The 21,402-nt window shown below is 57.1% G+C and carries 23 protein-coding genes; 15 read left to right on the top strand and 8 right to left on the bottom strand.

Annotated features, from left to right (window positions below):
• Nucleotide 1: 1 nt before the first annotated feature.
• Nucleotides 2–829 carry a glycosyltransferase family 25 protein gene (locus tag FS819_RS10105; RefSeq protein ID WP_156546548.1) on the top strand — a complete coding sequence of 276 codons (828 nt, stop codon included), beginning with the start codon at nt 2–4 and terminating at the stop codon, nt 827–829.
• On the opposite strand, the gene FS819_RS10110 is transcribed toward FS819_RS10105, so the two are convergent.
• Both FS819_RS10110 and FS819_RS10115 read right to left on the bottom strand, forming a co-directional pair.
• Nucleotides 783–1,535, bottom strand: a complete 753-nt coding sequence (locus FS819_RS10110; RefSeq protein WP_197434007.1) for a hypothetical protein — start codon at nt 1,533–1,535, stop codon at nt 783–785. The two genes, FS819_RS10105 and FS819_RS10110, sit on opposite strands and share 47 nt — an antisense overlap.
• A 68-nt stretch (nt 1,536–1,603) precedes the next feature.
• Complete coding sequence (locus FS819_RS10115) at nt 1,604–2,641, bottom strand: hypothetical protein (protein WP_156546549.1); 1,038 nt, start codon at nt 2,639–2,641, stop codon at nt 1,604–1,606.
• A gap of 488 nt (nt 2,642–3,129) precedes the next feature.
• Here FS819_RS10115 and FS819_RS10120 point away from each other — a divergent pair, with 488 nt between their 5' ends.
• Together FS819_RS10120 and FS819_RS10125 are read left to right on the top strand one after the other, a co-directional pair.
• Complete coding sequence (locus FS819_RS10120; RefSeq protein ID WP_156546551.1) at nt 3,130–3,744, top strand: sulfotransferase family 2 domain-containing protein; 615 nt, start codon at nt 3,130–3,132, stop codon at nt 3,742–3,744.
• 194 nt (nt 3,745–3,938) lie between these two features.
• Nucleotides 3,939–4,931 (top strand): WaaS/CpsH family glycosyltransferase, encoded by a 993-nt coding sequence (locus FS819_RS10125; RefSeq protein ID WP_156546553.1) that lies wholly within the window; start codon nt 3,939–3,941, stop codon nt 4,929–4,931.
• A gap of 40 nt (nt 4,932–4,971) precedes the next feature.
• Here FS819_RS10125 and FS819_RS10130 read toward each other — a convergent pair whose 3' ends face one another.
• Entirely contained in the window at nt 4,972–5,439 is a 468-nt protein-coding gene (locus tag FS819_RS10130; RefSeq protein WP_234624591.1) for an Lrp/AsnC family transcriptional regulator, read from the bottom strand.
• 231 nt (nt 5,440–5,670) lie between these two features.
• Here FS819_RS10130 and trxB point away from each other — a divergent pair, with 231 nt between their 5' ends.
• The 4 genes from trxB (at nt 5,671) to FS819_RS10150 (ending at nt 9,594) form a co-directional block, all read left to right on the top strand.
• Complete coding sequence (gene trxB / locus FS819_RS10135) at nt 5,671–6,645, top strand: thioredoxin-disulfide reductase (RefSeq protein WP_156546557.1); 975 nt, start codon at nt 5,671–5,673, stop codon at nt 6,643–6,645.
• 25 nt (nt 6,646–6,670) lie between these two features.
• Nucleotides 6,671–7,567, top strand: a complete 897-nt coding sequence (locus FS819_RS10140; protein ID WP_070164270.1) for a LysR family transcriptional regulator VtlR — start codon at nt 6,671–6,673, stop codon at nt 7,565–7,567.
• A gap of 530 nt (nt 7,568–8,097) precedes the next feature.
• On the top strand, nt 8,098–8,433 hold the full coding sequence (locus tag FS819_RS10145) for an ArsR/SmtB family transcription factor (protein WP_156547061.1): 336 nt from the start codon (nt 8,098–8,100) through the stop codon (nt 8,431–8,433).
• Between the two features lie 45 nt (nt 8,434–8,478).
• Nucleotides 8,479–9,594 (top strand): alkene reductase, encoded by a 1,116-nt coding sequence (locus tag FS819_RS10150; protein ID WP_156546559.1) that lies wholly within the window; start codon nt 8,479–8,481, stop codon nt 9,592–9,594.
• 50 nt (nt 9,595–9,644) lie between these two features.
• On the opposite strand, the gene FS819_RS10155 is transcribed toward FS819_RS10150, so the two are convergent.
• On the bottom strand, nt 9,645–10,706 hold the full coding sequence (locus FS819_RS10155; RefSeq protein ID WP_156546561.1) for an SDR family NAD(P)-dependent oxidoreductase: 1,062 nt from the start codon (nt 10,704–10,706) through the stop codon (nt 9,645–9,647).
• Between the two features lie 98 nt (nt 10,707–10,804).
• Between FS819_RS10155 and FS819_RS10160 the strand changes: the two genes are divergently transcribed.
• Complete coding sequence (locus FS819_RS10160) at nt 10,805–11,707, top strand: LysR family transcriptional regulator (protein ID WP_156546563.1); 903 nt, start codon at nt 10,805–10,807, stop codon at nt 11,705–11,707.
• Nucleotides 11,708–11,763: 56 nt separating this feature from the next.
• On the opposite strand, the gene FS819_RS10165 is transcribed toward FS819_RS10160, so the two are convergent.
• The gene (locus FS819_RS10165) at nt 11,764–12,027 is read right to left on the bottom strand and encodes a DUF2188 domain-containing protein (RefSeq protein ID WP_070164224.1); all 264 of its coding nucleotides are present in this window, start codon (nt 12,025–12,027) and stop codon (nt 11,764–11,766) included.
• Between the two features lie 362 nt (nt 12,028–12,389).
• On the opposite strand from FS819_RS10165, the gene FS819_RS10170 reads away from it, so the two are divergent.
• Together FS819_RS10170 and FS819_RS10175 are read left to right on the top strand one after the other, a co-directional pair.
• On the top strand, nt 12,390–13,547 hold the full coding sequence (locus tag FS819_RS10170; RefSeq protein ID WP_156547063.1) for a calcium:cation antiporter: 1,158 nt from the start codon (nt 12,390–12,392) through the stop codon (nt 13,545–13,547).
• A 171-nt stretch (nt 13,548–13,718) separates the two neighbouring features.
• On the top strand, nt 13,719–14,945 hold the full coding sequence (locus tag FS819_RS10175; RefSeq protein ID WP_234624589.1) for an OpgC family protein: 1,227 nt from the start codon (nt 13,719–13,721) through the stop codon (nt 14,943–14,945).
• A gap of 89 nt (nt 14,946–15,034) precedes the next feature.
• On the opposite strand, the gene FS819_RS10180 is transcribed toward FS819_RS10175, so the two are convergent.
• Nucleotides 15,035–16,237: a pyridoxal phosphate-dependent aminotransferase gene (locus tag FS819_RS10180; RefSeq protein ID WP_234624588.1), complete on the bottom strand. Its 1,203-nt coding sequence runs from the start codon at nt 16,235–16,237 to the stop codon at nt 15,035–15,037.
• A gap of 494 nt (nt 16,238–16,731) precedes the next feature.
• On the opposite strand from FS819_RS10180, the gene FS819_RS10185 reads away from it, so the two are divergent.
• From FS819_RS10185 to FS819_RS10195, 3 genes are all read left to right on the top strand, one after another.
• Nucleotides 16,732–16,989 carry a hypothetical protein gene (locus tag FS819_RS10185; RefSeq protein WP_156546567.1) on the top strand — a complete coding sequence of 86 codons (258 nt, stop codon included), beginning with the start codon at nt 16,732–16,734 and terminating at the stop codon, nt 16,987–16,989.
• A gap of 168 nt (nt 16,990–17,157) precedes the next feature.
• On the top strand, nt 17,158–18,048 hold the full coding sequence (locus FS819_RS10190; protein WP_234624587.1) for a DMT family transporter: 891 nt from the start codon (nt 17,158–17,160) through the stop codon (nt 18,046–18,048).
• Nucleotides 18,049–18,507: 459 nt separating this feature from the next.
• Nucleotides 18,508–18,723 carry a cold-shock protein gene (locus tag FS819_RS10195; RefSeq protein WP_015916682.1) on the top strand — a complete coding sequence of 72 codons (216 nt, stop codon included), beginning with the start codon at nt 18,508–18,510 and terminating at the stop codon, nt 18,721–18,723.
• Nucleotides 18,724–18,801: 78 nt separating this feature from the next.
• Here FS819_RS10195 and FS819_RS10200 read toward each other — a convergent pair whose 3' ends face one another.
• Both FS819_RS10200 and FS819_RS10205 read right to left on the bottom strand, forming a co-directional pair.
• A complete protein-coding gene (locus FS819_RS10200; protein ID WP_156546569.1) occupies nt 18,802–19,449 on the bottom strand; it encodes an MBL fold metallo-hydrolase in 648 nt (215 codons plus the stop codon).
• 147 nt (nt 19,450–19,596) lie between these two features.
• Nucleotides 19,597–19,794, bottom strand: a complete 198-nt coding sequence (locus tag FS819_RS10205) for a hypothetical protein (protein ID WP_156546571.1) — start codon at nt 19,792–19,794, stop codon at nt 19,597–19,599.
• Nucleotides 19,795–20,207: 413 nt separating this feature from the next.
• Here FS819_RS10205 and FS819_RS10210 point away from each other — a divergent pair, with 413 nt between their 5' ends.
• Both FS819_RS10210 and FS819_RS10215 read left to right on the top strand, forming a co-directional pair.
• A complete protein-coding gene (locus tag FS819_RS10210) occupies nt 20,208–20,672 on the top strand; it encodes a MarR family winged helix-turn-helix transcriptional regulator (protein ID WP_156534716.1) in 465 nt (154 codons plus the stop codon).
• Between the two features lie 5 nt (nt 20,673–20,677).
• Nucleotides 20,678–21,376: a response regulator gene (locus FS819_RS10215; RefSeq protein WP_156534596.1), complete on the top strand. Its 699-nt coding sequence runs from the start codon at nt 20,678–20,680 to the stop codon at nt 21,374–21,376.
• The last annotated feature ends 26 nt before the right edge of the window (nt 21,377–21,402 follow it).

Consider the following 21,402-nt stretch of genomic DNA (forward strand, 5'->3'; position numbering starts at 1 on the left):
CATGCAGGTGATGATCATCAATCTCAACCGCGCCCGTGAGCGGCTGGCCTTCCAGCAGGCGCAGATGCACGCCCTTGGGTTACCCTTCACCCGCATAGCGGCCTTGGATGCCGATCATCTTCCCGATCTGGACGAGGCCTATTGGAGCGGCTGGGAAAGACCGATCCGGCCCGCCGAACGGGCCTGCCTGCTCAGCCATCGCCAGATCTGGGAGGCGGTTGCCACAGGCGCAGATCCCGTGCTGGTATTGGAAGACGACGCGGTTCTGTCCGATAAGGTGTCTGCTCTTTTGGAAGCGCTGCGCCATCGCACCGATCTCGACCATGTGACGCTGGAAACCCGCAGCCGCAAAAAACTTGTCGCTCACGCCAGCCTCTCCGATCTACCGCTGCGCCGGCTCTACCAGGATCGTTCGGGGGCTGCGGCCTATATTCTATGGCCGACGGGAGCTGCCAAGCTTCTCAAGCGCAGTGCGCGCCACGGTGCCATTGCCGATGCGGTGATCTGCGCGGCCTATGAGCTTGCCTCCTTCCAGGCCGATCCGGCGCTGGCCGTGCAACTGGACCGCTGCGTCCCCTATGGCCTGCCCGAACCGATTGCGACCCAGTCTTCGATTACCCCCGCTCAATCGGAAAAACAGCGCCCAGCGCTGGCCTTTCAGCTGAGGCGCATCAAGGCGCAGTTGCGGATGGGCCTGCGTCAGCTTTGTCATAGTCATGATGCACAGCGGCGGCAGGTGCCGGTCCGGCGCGAGGATTTCGACTATCTGAAGGCCTTGGCCGTCACTCAGACCACCAGCCCGTCCGCCCCCGGTGATGCTGCGCCTTGAGGCGGGCAAAGGCGGTATCTTCCACCTGCAACCGGTCGAAAACGGTTTTCAGCATCATGCCAACCGGGCCTTGCGCCATCAAACCGTCCAGCCGCCAGCGCATGTTGCGCAGGGTATCGTCGGTGCCGATGGTAAAGCAGGACAGGCCGGAAAACAGCGGAATCAACTCGGATTGCAGCCGCTCCAGCTTTTGCGCATCGAGCGGTGCCGGAGCCGTCGCCAGCACCCGCTCCGTCTCATAGATTTTCACCGTATTGACCAGCAGCGACACCAGCATGGCGCGCGCCCGCGCCCCGGCATCCGGGTGATGATCGACAAAACTGTCGGCAGCCGAAACCAGCCAGCGCAGATTGAGGTTTTCGCAGAGGAAATCAGCCTCCGCCTCCCACAGTGCCTGCAATTGCACAAATGTCTGCTCCACCTGGAATTCCCGGCGCAGCAGCACGATCAGCCGGGCATGATGCCAGAGCAGTTCCGGCTGGCCCGCAAACTCCCTCCGCAGGTTTTCCAGATGCAGATCGAGCGATTTTTCCGAGCCGCGCGTCTGCTGCGCAGTGTCACCCTCGACCATCTGATGTTTGAGTGCCTGGTAATCCAGATCCCCCTCAGCATAGCGCGCCGCGCCCCAGCGCTTGCGATGTTGGTTAAGGGAAAAGAACCGCTCAAGCCGGGTTTTCTTGCGAGGCCGGGTTTTCTTGCCGAACATGCCCTATCCTGTCACGAAGGTCGCAGCAGCCTGATGAGAGACAGCCACACAAAGCGCAACACGGCGCATCACAGTCCCTGTAGCTGAAAACCAGGCAAAACGGAATGGGCAGGACTATGGCGCACCTGACGGCTACCGCCAGCGCACCGTCTGGCGAGGATTGGGGCAAACCGTTTCAACACATCCCCGGCGCGGATGTCATCCAGCGTCCAATGGGCATAGGCGATATCATGGAACAATTGCTCACGTTCCGGCAACGGCGGATCGTTCACATCTTCGATCCGTCTGGAGCAAATTGGCGCGGCGATATTGAAGCGTGATAACGTAATGACCGGCACCCCTTCCAGCAGGGAATCCAGCGAAAAAGACGAGGAATAGCATATGGTGCAATGCGCCCGGGCCAGTTCATCGACAACGGTGAGGGACGACAGGCCGGAAAGGTGCAGGCCGGGAATCGCTACAAGTTCGGTCTCAAGCGCCGCAAAATCCTCGTTTTTCATGCCGGGATGCGGTCGCACGATGATGGGCCGGTCCGTCAGCCTGCGCACGTGGCGAGCGGTCGCCACCAACCATTGGCGAACATCCATGCCGCGCATGGCCGCGTCTCCGGGGATCTGCCCGATGATCAACACATGCTCACCAGCGCTGCGGTAGGGCTTCAGCCGAATATTCAGCGCAGCACTTTGCTGTTCCCAGCGGTCCGGCGGGCTATTGGCATTACAGAAATCACCCTCGCCGGGCAGGGAACCGTCAAGGGCGATCCGGTAGAAATTATGCTTGAATTTATACAGGCTGCGGCGATGTCCAAGCAGGGTATGATACCAGTTAAACGATCGCTTGCTGGTCTCACGCCCCCAGAAGCCGACTTCGACCGTCAGCAACGGCCCCTTATGCTGAACGGCAATAGCGGTGCGCAAGGCATGGACCGGCGTCGAGTCACGCCCGAAAGATCCGAAGATCACGGCCACGTCGCAGGGCTTATAGCGCGCATCTTCCACAAGCGAAACGCGAAGGGACGGATGAGACTGTTTCGCAAAGGCCTCGAAGGGGAATTCCTTCTTCGTCGCCCGAAACAAATTGACGCGTAGCGCATCAGATACCTGCATTTCGGTGTCCTCTTGCCCGTCACACGGCAATCCCAAGGCTGTAAAATACCGGGATGCCAGACTATCGATCATAAACCCGTGATTGTCACGGGACCAATCAATTCGCGTTTGCATTCACTGCACAACCGCGATTTCTCCCAGTTTTCCCTGAAATGAAGCGGGGATACTCCCGTATTTTTGATAGAGGCCTTCCCAGTCCCGGACGGACCTGTGATTTTTTTAAAAAACCCTGGCGCGAATCAGTAACTTATTGGTTACTACAATATCAGAGCATTCTATCCTCCAAGCGCCTAATCTGGCGCAAAGCGGATGAAATCAGGGGTTGGGATCAAGATGAGCTTGATCCCTCTATAAATGCGGGATTGTTGGGCCGTGATACGGCAGCAGGAATCGCGCAGCAGATTGAGAACATTACAGCATCATGCATTTGAGAAAACGCATGGATGTTGAGGCGCTGGGACAGCGCTATCACTTAAAAAGGAGGGACCATGACGGTCGTTGCGCAAAACTTTGTCTTTGTACATGTTCCGAAATCCGCCGGGAGATCCATCACCAAGGTGCTGGGTGGTGAGACGCAGGGGGTTCCGACCCATACGCCTTACCGCAAGCTCGCCAATTTCGGCATAGACAAGCGTTTCAGCTTCGGCTTCGTTCGCAATCCCTGGGACAGAATGGTATCCCTTTATTCGTTTCTTTGCCAGAAACGGCTACAACCCTATGAGTGCCCCGATTATCAGCAGCATATTCGCGATATCGGCTTCAAAGCATGGCTCCTTGAAGATGAATATTATTCGCGGCATGACGAACATTGGCCGGATGAAATCCTGCCCCCTCTTCAACGCCGCTCACAGCTGTTTTGGTTATCCGGCTGCGACTACATCGGAAAGATCGAAAACATCAATTCGGATTTCCGCCATATCCGCAAACGGATCGGATTGAAGCCGACCTTGATGGAAAGACTGCGTCTGACCAGCCCGGTCCCGAAGAAAAACAGCTCGAAACGCGGCAATTATACCCGCTATTTCGATGAGGAAACCAAAGCCTTTGTTGAGGCCCATTTCCAGGAGGAAATCCGCGTGTTCAACTATACATTCGGCTCCTGATACCCAATCTCGAAAATGTGGGCCGCAACCTCGCCGTGAAGGCATGCAAATATCTCAAACGCTTGCATCGCTTGAGATATTTGCAAAAATGATAGACGCGATCATTTTCAATGACTCTTCGTAGAAAATCTGTTTGAGATAAAATCAGGGCGCTGACCGTAAGCAGAACAGCGTCGGATTTCGAGGAGCCAAACGTGATATCTGCCCCCTTACACCACGCGCGACTGAAAGTCGTATGCATTGGCTTCTGGGCAGATTATGAAGACTATTTCTGGACCAAGGCCGATACCACGCGCTTTAATGTCGAAGTCGTCAACGTCAAACAGCAAGCGCGCCGTCAGCTGATCTTCAAGGTCCTGCCGCGCTTCTGCCGGAAATACGTTTACGAGAGGATACTCACGGATCATATTGCCCGCCATCCCGACGCCTTGTTCATCGTCAACGAGCGCGAGGAGATCGTGGATTATCTTCACCGCACGCGCCCCAAGGCTTCTGTTGCCGTGGTCGTGCGCAATCCAATTGCCACAAAAAACGGCATGGGACCTCTGCTGCGGGATCTTCATGCCGCCGGCTATCCGGTTCTATCCTTCGACCAGGCCGATTGCGAACGCTACGGCTTTGAATTCTACAGGCAATTTATCGCCGCGGTAGACGGTGTCCGCGCGGTCAATCCAGTCTACGACTTCGCCTTTCTGGGCAAGGACAAGGGACGCAAGGATCTGATAGAGACACTCAGCAATCAGTTGACACAAAAGGGCTTTAGCACGTCCATCCGTTTCACCGAGGTGAAAAAACCCCACAAGACCCCGACTGAACGTCTCGGCAAGAAACCGGTCAATAAGCCCTATCCCGCCTATCTCGCCGAAAACCTTGCTGCGCGCTGCATCATCGATATCGTCCAGGACGGCCAGAAGGGCTTGACGCTGCGACCGCTGGAAGCTGCTCTCTACGGACGCAAGCTGTTGACCAATAATCAGTCTGTGCGCGACGAGGACTTTTATCATCCAGACAATGTCTTCATTCTCGGTGAGCATTCAAACCGCCCACAGGGCCTGGAAGGAATAGAGGATTTCTGCAAGGCGCCCTTCGTCGAAATCTCACCGCAGATCATGGCGCTCTACTCGGTGGATGCGCTGATCGACCAGATCACTGGCCTGCTCAAGACCACATCAAGTCTTGAGAGATAACAGCGCGAATCATGGATGATGATTTTGCGGCAAGGCGCAATCAAATGTCCACCAAACCCAGCCGCTTGATTTGCCGGATCGTCAACAGGGTTTTCACCGTATCGACATGGCTATTGGCCGTCAGAGTCTCGATGACGAAATCCTGGAAACTGGTGAGGTTATCGGCAACGCAGTGCAGCAGGAAGTCGCTTTCGCCGTTGACCATCCAGGCCTGGCGCACCAGCGGCCATTGTTCGGTGGCAGCGGCGAAGCTCTTCAGATTGGCTTCCGACTGATGTTTCAGGCCTACCATGCAGAAGGCAACCAGATCGAATCCCAGTTTGGGGCCGCTTAAAGCCGCATGATAGCCTTGAATAATGCCAGAATCTTCCAGCTTGCGCACCCGGCGGAGGCAGGGCGGTGCGGAAATACCGACGCGCTCCGAAAGCTCGACATTGGTCATCCGACCGTCGCGTTGCAGCTCTCTTAGAATTTTGATGTCGATGGCATCCAAATCAGCGCGAAACACGCGGTCACCCTTTATCAAACTCCATGCGCGCTTATGACCCTGACCGGGTTCCAACGCAAGAAAATGTCCGTTTGCCGCAGTAAAATTACGGTGGATGGAATTGCCCTGTTATAAACGCAGAGCTGCCCTTGAATAAATGCATGGAGCCTTCATAAATGAAATGAAGAAAAGGCGAGGCAGGCATCCTATATGCCGCACACCACACGTCCCTCGCCACGGAAAGGAAAGACCATGTCCGCCCGCCATACCAAAGTGCTGATCATCGGCTCTGGTCCCGCCGGTTATACCGCCGCCATCTATGCAGCCCGCGCCATGCTGAAACCGGTGTTGATCGCCGGCATGGAACAGGGTGGCCAGCTAATGATCACCACCGATGTGGAAAATTATCCCGGCTTTGCCGATCCGATCCAAGGCCCCTGGCTGATGGGCGAAATGCTGAAACAGGCAACCCATGTCGGCACGGAAATCGTCAACGACCTGGTGACCGAGGTGGAAACCACCCGCCGCCCCTTCACCGTCAAGACCGATTCCGGCACCGTCTGGACCGCTGATACGCTGATCATCTGCACTGGCGCCAAGGCGAAATGGCTGGGGATCGAAAGCGAACAGCATTTCCAGGGTTTCGGGGTTTCGGCCTGCGCCACCTGCGATGGCTTTTTCTATCGCAACAAGGATGTGATCGTGGTCGGCGGCGGCAATTCGGCGGTCGAGGAATCGCTCTACCTGTCGCATATCGCCAAGACCGTGACCGTCGTGCATCGCCGCGACAGTTTCCGCTCGGAGAAGATTTTGCAGGAGCGGCTGTTTGCCAAGGATAATGTCAAGGTCCTCTGGAACACCGTTATTGATGAAGTCACCGGCAGCCCGGCCAAGCCGCCGATGCCGCCATCGGTGACCGGCGTGCGGTTGAAAAATCTCGACACTGGCATCGTTACCGATACCCCCATCGACGGCGTTTTCGTCGCCATCGGCCATGCGCCCGCCGTGGAACTGTTCACCGGCAAGCTGAAGCTGAAGCCAAACGGCTATCTGTGGACCGCACCGGATTCGACCGCGACCGACGTACCCGGCATTTTTGCCGCCGGTGACGTAACTGATGATATCTACCGCCAGGCTATTACTGCTGCCGGCATGGGGTGCATGGCCGCCCTTGAGGCAGAACGTTATCTTGCCGCGGAGATTATCCCGGCTCAGGCCGCGGAGTGAGGGCATGATGCGAGGCAGCAGCAATATACCGCTGGATTGGGACAAATTGCGGATTTTCCACGCCGCAGCCGAAGCCGGGTCCTTTACCCATGCGGCAGATAAGCTGCATCTCTCGCAGTCGGCAATCAGCCGACAGGTGAGCGCGCTGGAGCAGGATGTGGGGGTGAAGCTGTTTCACCGCCACGCCCGCGGCCTCATTCTGACCGAACAGGGCGAATTGCTCTATCGCACCGCCCATGACGTGCTGCTGAAACTGGAAACAGTGAAAATGCAGCTGACCGAAACCACCGAGAAGCCGAGCGGCAAGCTGCGCGTCACCACCACGGTCGGGCTTGGCCAGGGCTGGCTCACCGACAAGGTGCAGGAATTCCTGCAACTTTACCCTGACATGTCGATCCAGCTGATCCTCGACAACGAGGAACTGGATGTCAACATGCGCCACGCCGATTGCGCCATCCGCTTGCGCCAGCCGCAGCAATCGGACCTGATCCAGCGCAAGCTGTTTACCGTGCATATGCATGTCTATGCCGCTCCCTCCTATATCAATCGCTATGGGGAGCCGCAGACCATTGAGGATCTCGATAACCATCGGATCATCAGCTTTGGCGAACCGGCGCCCAATTACCTGCTTGACGTTAACTGGCTGGAAGTGGCCGGGCGCTCCTCCGACAATCGCCGCATTCCCCATCTGCAAATCAACAGCCAGACCTCGATCAAGCGTGCCTGCCTGCTGGGTATAGGGGTTGCCTGCATGCCCGATTACATCGTCGGACGCGATCCGGGACTGATTCAGCTGCCGATCAGTGCCGAAGTTCCGTCCTTCGATACCTATTTCTGCTATCCGGACGAGATGAAAAATGCGGCCAAGCTAAAAGTTTTTCGCGACTTCATCGTCAGCAAGGCGCGCAATTGGAACTTCTGAAACCGACAGATCTTCTTATGCGCATCTATGCATAGGCCTTACTGAGCAGTCGCAGCAAGGTCACGAATCATCGTCAAATCGTTTTTCAATTGCGACGCAAATAGCAGACATGCGACACCTGCATGCCTCCTATGCACAAAAAAGCATTGTTCACTGCACAAAAAACCACCATATCGCTCATAGCTGATGCACACGGTGGCTTCCTCCCAGTTCCCACCGCACCAGCTGTTCCCCTCTGGAGGTTTTTAACCTTCACACTTTAAGGGCCCTGGAGTGATCCGGTGGCCCCTTTTTTTTGGTTTTTTACGGGGGCTAAGTTTTTCAGGGAGACTTGAAACTTCCTGCGATTGATCTATATAATTGTGCAGTTGCGAAAAAACTATTTATGGTAGTTTTTTGTAGCTGTTCCCCTCTGGAGGTTTGACGACCTTCACACTTGAAGCATCCGTTCGCGGGTGCTTTTTTTTGCCCGCTCCAAAATCACCGGCCGCCGCTCTTGATATCGGATTTTTACGATCCATATATCGTTGATGGACGATACGAATTTCGACAAGCCAGAAGACCTTAGCAAGCCGGATATGGATGACGCGCTGAAAGCGCTGTCGCATCCGGTTCGGCGTGAGATCCTTCAATGGCTACGGGAGCCGGAAAAACATTTCAGCGATCAGGCTCATCCGCTGGAAATGGGCATTTGCGCGGGGCAGTTCGAGCGCTGCGGCCTGTCGCAATCCACCGTATCGGCCCATCTCGCGAGCCTGCACAAGGCTGGACTAATCACCTCCCACAAGGTCGGACAATGGATTTTCTATAAGCGGGACGAAGCAGCCATTGCTGCTTTTCTATCCCGGCTGTCTTTGGAACTCTGACCTCTCCCATCACACTCTCATCATGACCCTCAGAAGGACATTTCAATGGCCACTCTTTTTGACCCCTTGCAAGTCGGCGATATCGCCGTTGCAAACCGCATCGCCATGGCACCGCTGACGCGCAACCGTTCCCCCAATGCCGTTCCAAAGCCAATCACCGCCACCTATTACCAGCAGCGTGCCACCGCCGGTCTGCTGATCACCGAAGCCACGGCCATTTCTCATCAGGCACAGGGTTATGCCGATGTTCCGGGTCTCTATTCGGCTGAAGCCCTTGAAGGCTGGAAAGCGGTCACCAAGGCGGTGCATGAGGCGGGCGGCAAAATCGTCACCCAGCTTTGGCATGTCGGGCGCATTTCCCATACCTCGCTTCAGCCGAATGGCGGCAAGCCGGTGGCTCCTTCGGCGATCGCTGCCAAGGGCAAGACCTATGTAATCAACCCGGATGGCAACGGCGCGTTTGTAGACACTTCCGAGCCCCGCGCCCTGGAACTCTCGGAAATCCCCGGCCTGATCGAGGATTACCGCAAGGCAGCGCGCGCCGCCATCGATGCCGGTTTTGACGGCGTCGAAATCCATGCCGCCAACGGTTATCTGCTGGAACAGTTCATGCGATTGAGCAGCAATCAGCGCAGCGATGCCTATGGCGGCTCGATTGAGAACCGTATCCGCCTGACGATTGAAGTCGTCCAGGCCGTGACCCGTGAAATCGGCAGCGGCCGCACCGGCATCCGCCTGTCGCCGGTCACGCCCGCCAATGACGTTTCAGATCCCGATCCGCAGTCGGTCTATACCGCGCTGGTGGAAAAGCTGGCGGCCTTCGACCTGGCCTACATTCACGTGATCGAGGGTGCGACCGGCGGCCCGCGTGATTTCAGCCAGGGCGACAAACCCTTCGATTGGGAGGCCTTCAAGGGCGCGTACCGCAATGCGGGCGGCAAGGCTGTCTGGATCGGCAATAACGGCTATGACCGGCAGATGGCCATGGACGCCATTGCGTCAGGCAAAGTCGACATGGTCGCCTTCGGCAAGCCCTTTATCGCCAACCCGGATCTGGTGCGCCGTCTGAAGGAAGATGCACCACTGAATGAAGCCGACCAGAGCACATTCTACGGCGGCGGAGAAAAGGGCTATATCGACTATCCGACGCTCGACGACTGATCGTAAACCTTGATACAGACCCCGCCATCATCCGGCGGGGTCTTGTTGCATCAATGCAGCGCGGTTTCAGATGCCATCGAACGACTTCCGTCAGGGTGAACCGCGGTGGTTTGCAAGCACTTCAGGCTCTTCAAGGTCGTGGCAACCGCCACATCCAATGCCGTCCTTGGTTCTTCCCCAAGCACCTCAACGAGACGACGGTTATCAAGCGCAATGGGTTCGCGCCACAGGTAGCGCATTTCCAGCAATTCCCGAAACACCGGCAGGACGGGTGACAGCAGCGGCACCATCCACCAGGCAAAGCGCTTGAACCGGACAGAATCGCTGCCGCTTGCCCGCCGGATCGCCTGCGCCATGGCATATCCGTCCGCATCGACATGGCCCTGCATGTGAAAACGGGCGAAGGCTGGCAGATCAGGCGCGCGTTCCAGTAGCCGGACAAAGGTTTCCGCGACATCAGGCAGATAGGCCCAGCTATGGCTGACGCCCGGCCTGCCCGGCAGGTTAACCCGCGTCACCGGCTTACCGGGGGTAATCAGCCCTTGAGCAAACCAGTTGTTTCCCGCCTCAGGCCCGAAGAAATCACCAGCCCTGACAAGAATGACCCGCACCCCCTCGCCTGCTGCCTGTTCCAGCCGCCGCTCCAGCTCTACCCGTATCCGACCCTTGACCGTTTGCGGATGCTGCGGGCTCTCCTCGCTGAGCAGCGGGAAGGCATCCGGGCCGTAGTTATAGATCGTCCCCGGCATCAGGATACAGGCACCGCTGGCACGGGCGGCGGCAATGGTATTGTCGATCATCGGCAGTACCAGTGTCCCCCAGTTGCGATAGCCGGGCGGATTGACGCCATGCAGAATAACAGAGGCGTCTTTGGCCGCGTGGATAACATCGGCGCGGTTCATCGCATCGCCCTGCACCCATTCCAGTGCTGGCTGTCCTTCCCTATGTTTCGCCGCAAGTCGAGCTGCATCGCGGTGCAAAGCCCGCACATGGTATCCCCGACCGGCCAAAGCTCGTGCGACGGCGCCACCGACACCTCCCGTTGCCCCGAGCACGAGGGCAATCGGGCTGGGCAGCGGAATAGAACCAGTAATATCGTTGATTTCTGTCATAACAATCTCCAGACTTCTGCTGTTTCGATTGCCAATCATTCCTCATTATTGAGGTATTCGAAATTGTATACTTTCTTATCTATGCTATACAAAAATGCATGAACGCAGATCAACTGAGTTGGGATCTCTACCGCAGTCTTCTCGCCGTCATCACGGAGGGTTCACTGTCTGCGGCAGCGCGTCAACTGAGCCTGACCCAGCCGACAGTCGGTCGCCATATAGAGATGCTGGAACAGGCTTTTGGCACGCCCTTGTTCCTGCGCAGCCAGCGCGGCCTGCTGCCGACGGAAACCGCCCTTGCCATGCGGAGCCACGCTGCCCTGATGGCCGCCACCAGCACATCGCTGGCGCGCATCGCCGCCGGGGAGCAGGGAGACGCAGGAGATGTGCGCGGACCGGTGCGGGTCAGCGCCAGTGAAATGATCGCCGTGGAAGTGCTTCCCCCAATGTTCACCCGCTTGCAGGAGCAGTTTCCCGGGCTGGAAATCGAGCTATCGGCCACCGACCAGATGGAGGATCTGCTCCACCGGGAGGTGGATATTGCCGTGCGCATGGTGGCACCAACCCAGCTTGCCCTGATCAGCCGCCATATCGGGGCCATTGGCATCGGCTTTTATGCCCATCGGCGCTATCTGGAGCGTCACGGCACGCCATCACGTCTGGCGGAGCTTGCCGATCATCGCCTCATCGGTTTCGACCGGCAATTGGCCTATATCAGGGATCTGCTGAAAACCCGCCCGGATCTGGATGCCCTGCATTTTCAGTTCCGCAGCGACAGCAATCTAGCGCAATTTGCAGCCATCCGCGCCGGTCTGGGGATTGGCATGTGCCAGCCCGGCCTCGCCCGCCGCCATGCGGATCTCATCGAAGTCCTGCCCGGAACCCTCGATATCGCGCTCGACACATTCGTGGTCATGCACGAGGACCTGAAACTCAGCCGCCGCTGCCGGACGGTGTTCGACGCCGTGGTCGAGGGATTATTGGCCTATTTGGACGAATGACATCGACGCCGCAATGCGGGATCTATCCGCAAACCGATCTGAATTGACCGCTCCGTTCAGGCGGTACGGGATTGGTCGTACTGGTCAAGGATTTCCACCTCGGGCCGATCATCGCCATTGCTCATTTCCGCCCGCCACTTGCCGCTCTCATCCTGATAGACAATCCGCACCGGCTCATCGGCCTGAGCGATTTCCTGCATGACGATCCGCGCCGCTTCCAATGCCTGGTCATGCGTATCGAAGCGTTCGGAATAGGCGCCGTTCAGCCGATAGGCCCAGCCTTCATCATGCGGAACGATTTCATAGGTAACCTTGACCATGATGCATCTTCTCCCTGTGCAATGAATGAGCTCCCTGTCATCTCCATACCAAGGCTCGAAGATGCTCACGCATCCTCACCTTGAAGGCGTTTCGAATATCTCAAATGCGTCAAAGGCTTGAGATATTCGAAAGAGGAACACCAACGGCCATTTTCAATGCCGTTCGTGTAACTATCGCATCTTGACGAGGGAACTGCAAATTGCCTCAGCACGTTGCAGGTGCGAAAGAGAATGGACGCACCGCAACGGCGAATCGCTTTACTGAAATCCGTGCCCCCTGAATGGCCTTTGCTTGCTCAAATACCTTACTAGAATGACAAATGCCGCGCTGCGGTTTCAAAGGATAAAGAGACGTGACAGTTTTGCTCCGGGAAAAGTCCCTGCTGATCCCCATCGCATTGGCGATAGCCGTGTTCTTCCTCGAACATTCGCTGATCGAGGCGGGACCAACCATCAGCCTGATCGCTGCGGCAGTGCTGATTGGCGGCATATTGGTGGCCTCGATCCGGGTCGCGCATCACGCGGAAATCCTCGCCCGCCGGGTTGGCGACCCCTATGGCACAATGATCCTCACCTTGTCAGCCGTGGCCGTGGAAGTGCTGATCCTTGCCATCATGATGCAGGGCGAAAGCTCGCCCACCCTGGTGCGCGACACGATCTATTCGGCTGTGATGCTGGATATCAACGGCATTCTGGGCCTTGCCGCCCTGTTGGGCGGGCTGAAACACGGCGAACAGCCCTATAATGACGATAGTGGCAAGACCTATGGCGTGATGATCCTGACGGCGATGGGCATATCGATGATCGTGCCGGAATTCATCCCCGTCGACAAATGGACCTATTATTCCAGCTTCACCATCTTTGCCATGCTGGCGCTTTATGGGCTGTTCTTGCGCATGCAGGTCGGTCAGCACAGCTATTTCTTCAGCTATAGCTATACCGGCCGCGCCGCGCCCAAGGCAGCCACGACAGCAAAGGCGCCATCTACCGAAGTCGCCGCCACCAAAAGCGCGACAGAACAACAGCAAGCACCACAGGAGGCCTTGCCCCATGACGAAGAAGACGGAAGCATCGCCTCCTCCATCGCCGTCATCCTGTTCGGTGTGGTGCTGATCGGCGTTCTCGCCGAATTCATGTCCGCGTTGATGACCGAGGGCCTGCGCGATACCGGCGCGCCGCCGACCATCATGGCCATCGTCGTTGCCACCATCTCGGCTGCTCCAGAAATCATGACCGCCCTGAAGGCGGCTTTGCGCAACCGGATGCAAGCCACCGTCAACATCGCCATGGGGGCATCGCTGTCGACCGTCATCCTGACGGTTCCGGTCATGGAGGCCATCGCCCTTTACACCGGCCAGCCGTTCATCATGGCGATGACCCCGGTACAGACGGTAATGGTGCTGATCACCCTTGTCGCGGCGGCCATCAACCTCAACGATGGCGAGACCAATGCCATCGAGGGCATGACCCATTTCATCCTGTTTGCCACCTTCATCATGCTGTCTGCTCTGGGGCTTTGATCTCAGGGGTTTCAGGTCAAAATCCAGTCACAAGATTTTGATGCAGGAACCTTTCTTGCAAACACTCGTTGCGGTTATGTGATCGGGTCGTTACCCGGTCCGCCGCATTGTCACCACGATGAAGGGCAAAAACCGACCTGCTGGGCAGGACGCGAACCGGGAGCCGGGACCTTGAAAAGATTAGATGTCCTAGACGGAATGCGGGGATATTTCCTTGTATTCATGATGTTGAACCACCTGATCTTCACGGGCGGCTATCTGCTGGTAGAGGTCAATCACCGCAACCTGACATTTGTTGAGGACGCACAGGGCTTCGTGTTCATGTCCGGTCTGCTGGTCGGCATGGTCTATGGCCGCAAGATGCTGAAAAGCGGCTATGAGGCGGGACGCGAGCGGATCTGGGCACGAGCGCTGGAGCTTTATCGCTACGCCATGGGCATTATTCTGCTGGTCCTGCTGGCCCGGTTCGTGTTGCCGGGAGCCGCTGGAATCTGGCATGACTGGCTTGGCGAAGTGTCGCTCAGCGATCCGTTGCGCCTCGCCTCAATCGCCACATTCCTGTTCCAGCCGACCTATATGGATATTCTGCCGCAATATATCATCTACATGGTGTTTGCGCCTGTCTTGATCTGGCTGTGCATTACTGGACGCTGGGCAAGCGTCGCCATCGGCTCATTGGTCGTCTGGATGGCGGGCCAGCTTGGTCTGCACCGTCTGATCACCTATCCGCTCGATGCCTGGCTGGGCGCAGCGGAGAAGGAAGGCATTCGCGCCAGCTTCAACCTGCTGGGCTGGCAGATCGTGTTTTTCGGCGGCCTGATTGCCGGCAGCCTGACCGCGACGGGCAACATCGAGTGGAGCAAGGTCTTCAGCCCGGAAAAGACGCTGATCCCCAAGACGGCCCTTGCCATTCTCATATTCTTCCTTCCACTCAGGATCATGACAGCCCATGGGTTGATGCCTGACGTCGTGCTGCAAAAATTTGGAACGATGGAAGTGCGTGCCGATTTCGGCCCCGTCTATCTGCTGAATTTCGCCGCCATGGCCAGCCTGGTTGCCTGGCTGCTGATTGCCGGTCCGAAATATGACAGCGCTGTCGTGCGCAAGATTGCAAGCGTGGTCAACAGCGTCTTCAGCCTCAGCTTCCTGCAATTGCTCGGCCGTCACTCGCTGCATGTCTATCTCTGGCATGTGTTGGTGGTGTTTGCGGTGCGTTATATGGATGGGCGGATCGGGCCGTTCTCGGAACTGACGAAAACCGCAATTGCCGTGTTCTGCGTGTCGCTTCTGGCCCTGCCGGCGCTCTACCGCGAACGCGACATCCATTTTGCCCCGGCCCCGCAACCAAAGCCGGTTCCGGCCCCTGCCCCGGCAGGAAAGCAGATGCAGAACGCCTGAGCAGCTTCATTCTGCGCTCGTTACAAGAATAGAAAAAGGGCGGGATGGCATCACCATCCCGCCCTTTAGTTTTACTGCTAAGCGAAAGCTTACTTGCAGGCCGCGCAGAAGCGCTGGATGCGCTTGCAGGCTTCTTCCAGCAGGGCTTCCGATGTCGCATAGGAAATGCGGAAGTTCGGACCAAGGCCGAAGGCGCTGCCATGCACCACGGCTACGCCTTCTGTTTCCAGCAGTTCGGTGACGAAATCCTCATCGCTTTCCAGAACCTTGCCCGACGGCGCGGTCTTGCCCATCAACCCCGCGCAGGACGGATAGACATAGAAAGCCCCTTCTGGCGACGGGCATACGATGCCCTTGGCCTGGTTGAGCATCGAAACCACCAGATCGCGACGACCTTCAAAGATCTTCTTGTTTTCCGGAATGAAGTCCTGGCTGCCGTTCAAGGCTTCCACAGCCGCCCACTGAGCGATGGAGCAAGCGCCCGAGGTCTGCTGACCCTGGATCATGTCCATCGCCTTGATCAACGGCAGCGGGCCTGCGGCATAGCCGATCCGCCAGCCGGTCATGGCATAGGCCTTGGAAACGCCGTTCATGGTCAATGTACGGTCATAGAGCTTCGGCTCGACTTCCGCTGGCGTGGTGAATTTGAAGTCACCATAGACCAGATGCTCGTACATGTCGTCGGTCAGGACCCAGACCTGCTCGTGGCGCAACAGCACGTCGGTCAGAGCCTTCAGCTCGGCCTCAGTATAGGCAGCACCCGACGGGTTGGACGGCGAGTTGAACAGGAACCACTTGGTCTTCGGTGTGATCGCCTTTTCGAGATCTTCCGCCGTCAGCTTGAAGTTATTTTCCTGCATGGTGGCGACGAAGACAGGCGTGCCTCCGCACAGCGCCACCATTTCCGGATAGGAGACCCAGTAAGGCGTCGGAATGATCACTTCATCGCCAGCGTTCAGCGTCGCCATGAAGGCGTTGAACAGGATCTGCTTGCCACCGGTACCGACAATCGTCTGCTCCGGCTTGTAGTCGAGATTGTTCTCGCGCTTGTACTTGTCGGCAATCGCCTTGCGCAGTTCCGGAATGCCTGAAATCGGCGTGTACTTGGTCTCGCCGCGATTGATGGCGTCGATGGCGGCCTGCTTGATGTTGTCGGGCGTATCGAAGTCCGGTTCGCCCGCGCCAAGGCCGATCACATCACGGCCTTTCGCTTTCAGTTCACGAGCTTTCTGCGACACGGCAATGGTGGCGGAAGGCTTAACACGGGAAAGGGCGTCGGCAAGAAAAGCCATGAAATTATCCTGAAGCTGTTGATCGATTGCAAACCTTGGTTTGCCCAAGGCTTCAGGTTACAGCTGTATGACAATTCTGCCTGCCCGGATCAAGCGGAAACGGCCAGTGCCGATGCTTTTCTTGTCACGGTGACAGGAGCGCACAAAAACCACCGCCGAGGATGCTGGCCAGGACGATGGAAAGCGCCGTTAACCGGCTGGAATGGCCAAATGTTAACGCGCCACAATATCGCCTCAATTTTTGCAGTGCAGTGCCGCAATTCGGTCCCTTTGCCGACGATTTCGACCGGCTTTTATCATCCTGCGGTTGGGCAGAAGGAAGCGGCGAGATGAGACGGAACAGGACGGAAAATACCCCCTCGAAACCCTGGGATTTTAGCCGGAAAACCATGTTTGCGGCCTGGATTGCGCTGGCCGCTTTAACATTGCCGACCGCATGGGTTTCGGCGGCCCCCGCAAGCGGGCAACCGGCCCCCTCAGTGGCGACAAGCACAATGACCGATCAAACACCAGTCGATACAATGGAAACCGGCAGCATTGCCCTGCCGATCACCCAGAAAGATCTGCTGAGCAATACGCTTGCCCGCAACAACGGCGTCGACCGAGCCGTCGCTGGCACCGTCTCCTCCGTGCATGTCCCCGGCTATCTCTCGGTATTGGCCGACCGCCGCGTTCTTGCCCTGCTCAGCCTGTTTGGCCTGCTGGTCGTCTGGCTCAACCGGGCGCCGCCAAAAAACAATCAGGATCTGTAGAGCGTTTCCGCAGGGATGTTTCGTATCTTCTGCACCACCTGAAAAACAACCCTGGGATGGTCCAAAACAGACTTCGCTGTTCTTGCGGCCATTGATGACGCCTGATAGAGGCACCGCATTGCCTGCGTAGCCAAAATACCAGCCGCAGGACAGGATCAGGATGTTTCAGTGACCCGTATTCAGGCCAATCTCCTTCTTCTTCTGGCTGCCGCCATCTGGGGCGGCGGGTTCGTTGCACAATCCACCGCCATGGATCATCTGGGCGCCAACTGGTTCAACGCCCTGCGATTTGGCATTGCAACAATTGTCCTGCTGCCTTTTGCCGTGCTCGAAAGCCGACGTAGCCGAGACAGGTTGTCGGTGGGTGACGTCAGGATGTTTGTCATTATCGGCGTCCTGCTGTTTGCTGCCCAGACCGCCCAGCAATTTGGCCTGAAAACTACCACCGTCACCAATGCCAGTTTCCTCACCGGCCTTTATGTGGTGATCGTGCCTGTCATGGCAGTGGTGTTTCTGCGGCACCGGCCCCATTGGATCATCTGGCCAGCGGCACTGGCCGCCCTGCTCGGCATCCTGCTGCTCAGCGGCGGCAGCCTGTCGGCACTCAGTACCGGCGACGGCCTGACCATCCTGTGCGCCGGGTTTTTCGCGGTGCAGATCCTGTTGACGGGACGGATTATCCAGACCCTGTCACGGCCCTATGCACTTGCCACCATCCAGTTTGCCGTCACCGCCCTCCTCTGCACGCTGGCCGCCATTGGCCTGGAACCAATCAGCCTTGCCAGTATCGAAAATTCGATGACGCAGATCCTGTATGGTGGCCTGTTGTCGAGCGGACTGGCTTTCAGCCTGCAAATCATCGCCCAGCGCTACACATCTTCATCGCAAGCGGCAATTTTCATGTCGTCGGAGGCGCTGTTTGGTGCCCTGCTGGGGGCAGTTATCCTCAACGAGTCCCTGACGCCGATTGGCTATCTCGGCTGTGCCCTGATGTTTCTCGCCATGCTAGCGGTGGAAATCGTGCCTGAATGGGGCAAACTGCGCGCTATCAGGCAATAAAATTTAACTCACGCCTTATTTTACAGCTTTGAAAAACTTTACCGCTGCAACCGGCATATTGAGGATGATTTACATCGTCCACGATGCAGTTTTCGCAATTTTCGGCGAAAACAGTACAGATATGGCCCGGAAAGGCACGAATTGCTCCGGCTTGAACCATGCCAGATCATAGATTGGTAAAAAAACTTTTGCTTGCCAATTTCCCACAAACCAAGCACTCTTGAAGGGTTCGGGCAATTTAAAGGCGCGGAAAGATCTAAATTTCGACTGGCACCGGAGACGCAGAAGTTCCGGGCATCCATAAGGGGATACGACAGGCGTCGTTCACAGCTTGTGGCTGCGGTAACAGGGACCTTTCCTCACAATTTAAACTTGCTCGCCTAGACCCCTGCCTCGACCCTGGGCGGGATTGAGCAATGCTGTCCGCCGATCCCGGACAGAGACAAAAGGACCTGACGCATGGCCGAAACTGGCATTGTAAAATTCTTCAACAACGACAAAGGCTTCGGCTTTATCAAGCCGGACAATGGCGGTGCGGATATTTTCGTCCACATCTCCGCCGTACAGGCTTCCGGTCTGAACGGACTGAGTGAAAATCAGAAAGTAAGCTTCGATACGGAACCGGACCGCCGCGGCAAGGGACCAAAGGCCGTCAATCTGCAAATCGCAGGCTGAGACCCTCGTTCACATATCTCATTTCGCCCAGCGGCCCGGCAAGTTTTGCCGGGTTTTTTCTACGATTCAAAGACCTTTTCAAAGGCCTTTCAGAAACGGATTGCTGCGGCGCTCGTCGCCGATCCGACTGCCGGGGCCATGACCGCAAATGAAGCCGACATCGTCGCCCAGCGGCAAGACCTTATCGCGGATAGAATCCAGCAATTGCTGATGATTGCCGCCCGGCAGATCTGTGCGGCCAATGGATCCATTGAACAGCACATCGCCCAGATGGGCGAAATTCTGGACGCGATTGAAAAACACCACATGGCCCGGCGCATGGCCGGGGCAATGCAGCACCTCGAATTCATGGCCGGAAAAGCCGACGACATCGCCCTCTTCCAGAAAGCGGTCGGGCGTCACATTGCGCAGCTTGATGGGAAGATTGAAGCGGGCGCCCTGCCCCTCCAGCGCGTCCAGCAAAGGCTTGTCGTCGCGATGCGGGCCTATGATCTGAATGCCAAGCGCATCCTTGAGGTCTTCGGCGCCGCCAGCATGATCAAGATGGCCGTGGGTCAGCCAGATCTCCTTCAGGGTTATGCCGTTTTCTTGAACCATGCGCAGGATGTCCTCGACATCGCCACCCGGATCGACCACCACGCCTTCCTTTGTCTCGCTATCGAAGAAAACCGTGCAATTCTGCTGAAATGGCGTCACGGGAATAATCCCCGCCTGAAGCTGTCCCATACCTAAACCTCTGACTATCGGCGTGCCGCGAACCAATGGCGACCTTGACAGACCATATACAGCATCGGGCTGAAAAGTGGACAGCGGTCCTGCGGAAAATCCTATAGCAACCTCGCATCAAGCGACGTCTCAGACCATCGAAGATGCTCAGGGTACGGCAACCATTTCGGCTTCAGCCGAATGAAGGTTCGGCATCATCACATTGCCGACCAGAAGCGCTGCCACGGCAATTTTCAGGGTGAAAACCAGGATCATCACCGGCTTCAGGGTGTTTTCAACGGCTTGCGCGACAGGAATGTCGGACGAGAATTCCGGTGCGGTGTCCGACGCGAGATTTGATGACATTGCAGTCAGCCTCTTGTTCTACCAGTGCATGAAAACGCCAACGCATTTTCATCGCCTTGAAGGGATCGTGACTGTCTCCATAGACAATCGCCACCCCGTTCCCCATCTATTGTCCTCATAAAGCCTTGAGCGGAGCTTTGGTTGCACGGCCTTGAAAATATTTCTCAGGCAGGAACGGCCTCTGTTGATGGCATCTTTGGAAAACCGGCTTTTTTAATAGCGTTTTGATCGCACTCGTCATAGTTTTGCACCGAATTTCAAGTGCATGGACACGCCGCCAGCCATGATCGGCCACAGATGACCGACCGGGAGCCACCGACATACAGGCGCGGCGCATCGACCGGTAAAACAAGGAACTGAACCACGTGCAGAAAACGTCATCGGTAAGAACGGCGAAAAAGCAGCTGCCGGACATGCCGCATATCGACGATAAAAGTATCGATTTCGAGACGATCGAAGCCTTTTTCTTCGCCTACCGTGATTTCATTTCCGATCCGGACGAGATTCTGGCCAAGCTGGGCTATGGCCGCGCCCATCACCGGGCGGTGCATTTCGTCAATCGCCAACCGGGCATGACGGTGGCCGATCTTCTGGGGTTGCTGCGGATCACCAAGCAGAGCCTCGCAAGGGTTCTGAAGGAATTGATTGACGAGGGCTATATTCGACAAATGACCGGCCCCGCCGACCGGCGTCAGCGCCGGCTCTACCCGACACTGGCCGGGCGCGAACTGGCGCTGGCTCTGTCGGACCCGCAATCGCGCCGGATTGCCCGTGCCTTCGAAGGGTTTTCAGGCGAACAGAGACAGGCCGTTCGCACTTTTCTGGCTGCCATGCGCAGTGAGAATGGCGCGGCAACACCGCTAGATCAGGAGCCTTGAGCAGTATGAAGCGTATTGACCTGACCGACGATGCCCCGCACCTCCTTGTTGTCGATGACGATACACGCATCCGCGATCTCTTGCATCGCTACCTGACCGAGCAGGGCTTTCGCGTCACCGTCGCCGCCGAAGCGCAGGAAGCCCGTCGCAAGCTGGCGGGCTTGGCCTATGACCTGCTGATCGTTGATGTGATGATGCCCGGCGAAAACGGCTTGTCGCTGACAAAATCGCTGAGCGGCGAGATCAATGCGCCGATCATTCTTCTGACGGCCCGCACAGAAGCCGATTCGCGCATTGCCGGGCTGGAGGCAGGCGCCGACGACTATCTGGCCAAGCCCTTCGACCCGCGCGAACTGGTGCTGCGCATCAACAATATCCTGCGGCGCAACACCGGCGCCGATACGCCGAAAATCGAACAGGTAATGTTCGGCCCCTATACATTCTCCATCCTGCGCAAGGAGCTGAAAAAGGGGCCAGAGGTCATTCATCTGACCGACCGCGAACAGGATATCATGCTGCTGTTTGCCAACCGGGCCGGTGATACCATTCCGCGCCACGAGCTGGTGGGCGAGGATACCGATGTCGGTGAACGCACCATCGACGTGCAGATCAACCGGCTGCGCCGCAAGATCGAAGACGACCCGGCCAATCCGGTCTGGCTGCAAACCGTGCGCGGCATCGGCTATCGCCTTAGCCGGGATTAGAGCATCGGACCGAAAGTTAAGAACCG

Origin of the sequence: Allorhizobium sp. Av2 (genome assembly GCF_021462805.2) — a bacterium.
GTDB classification, from domain to species: domain Bacteria; phylum Pseudomonadota; class Alphaproteobacteria; order Rhizobiales; family Rhizobiaceae; genus Allorhizobium; species Allorhizobium vitis_G.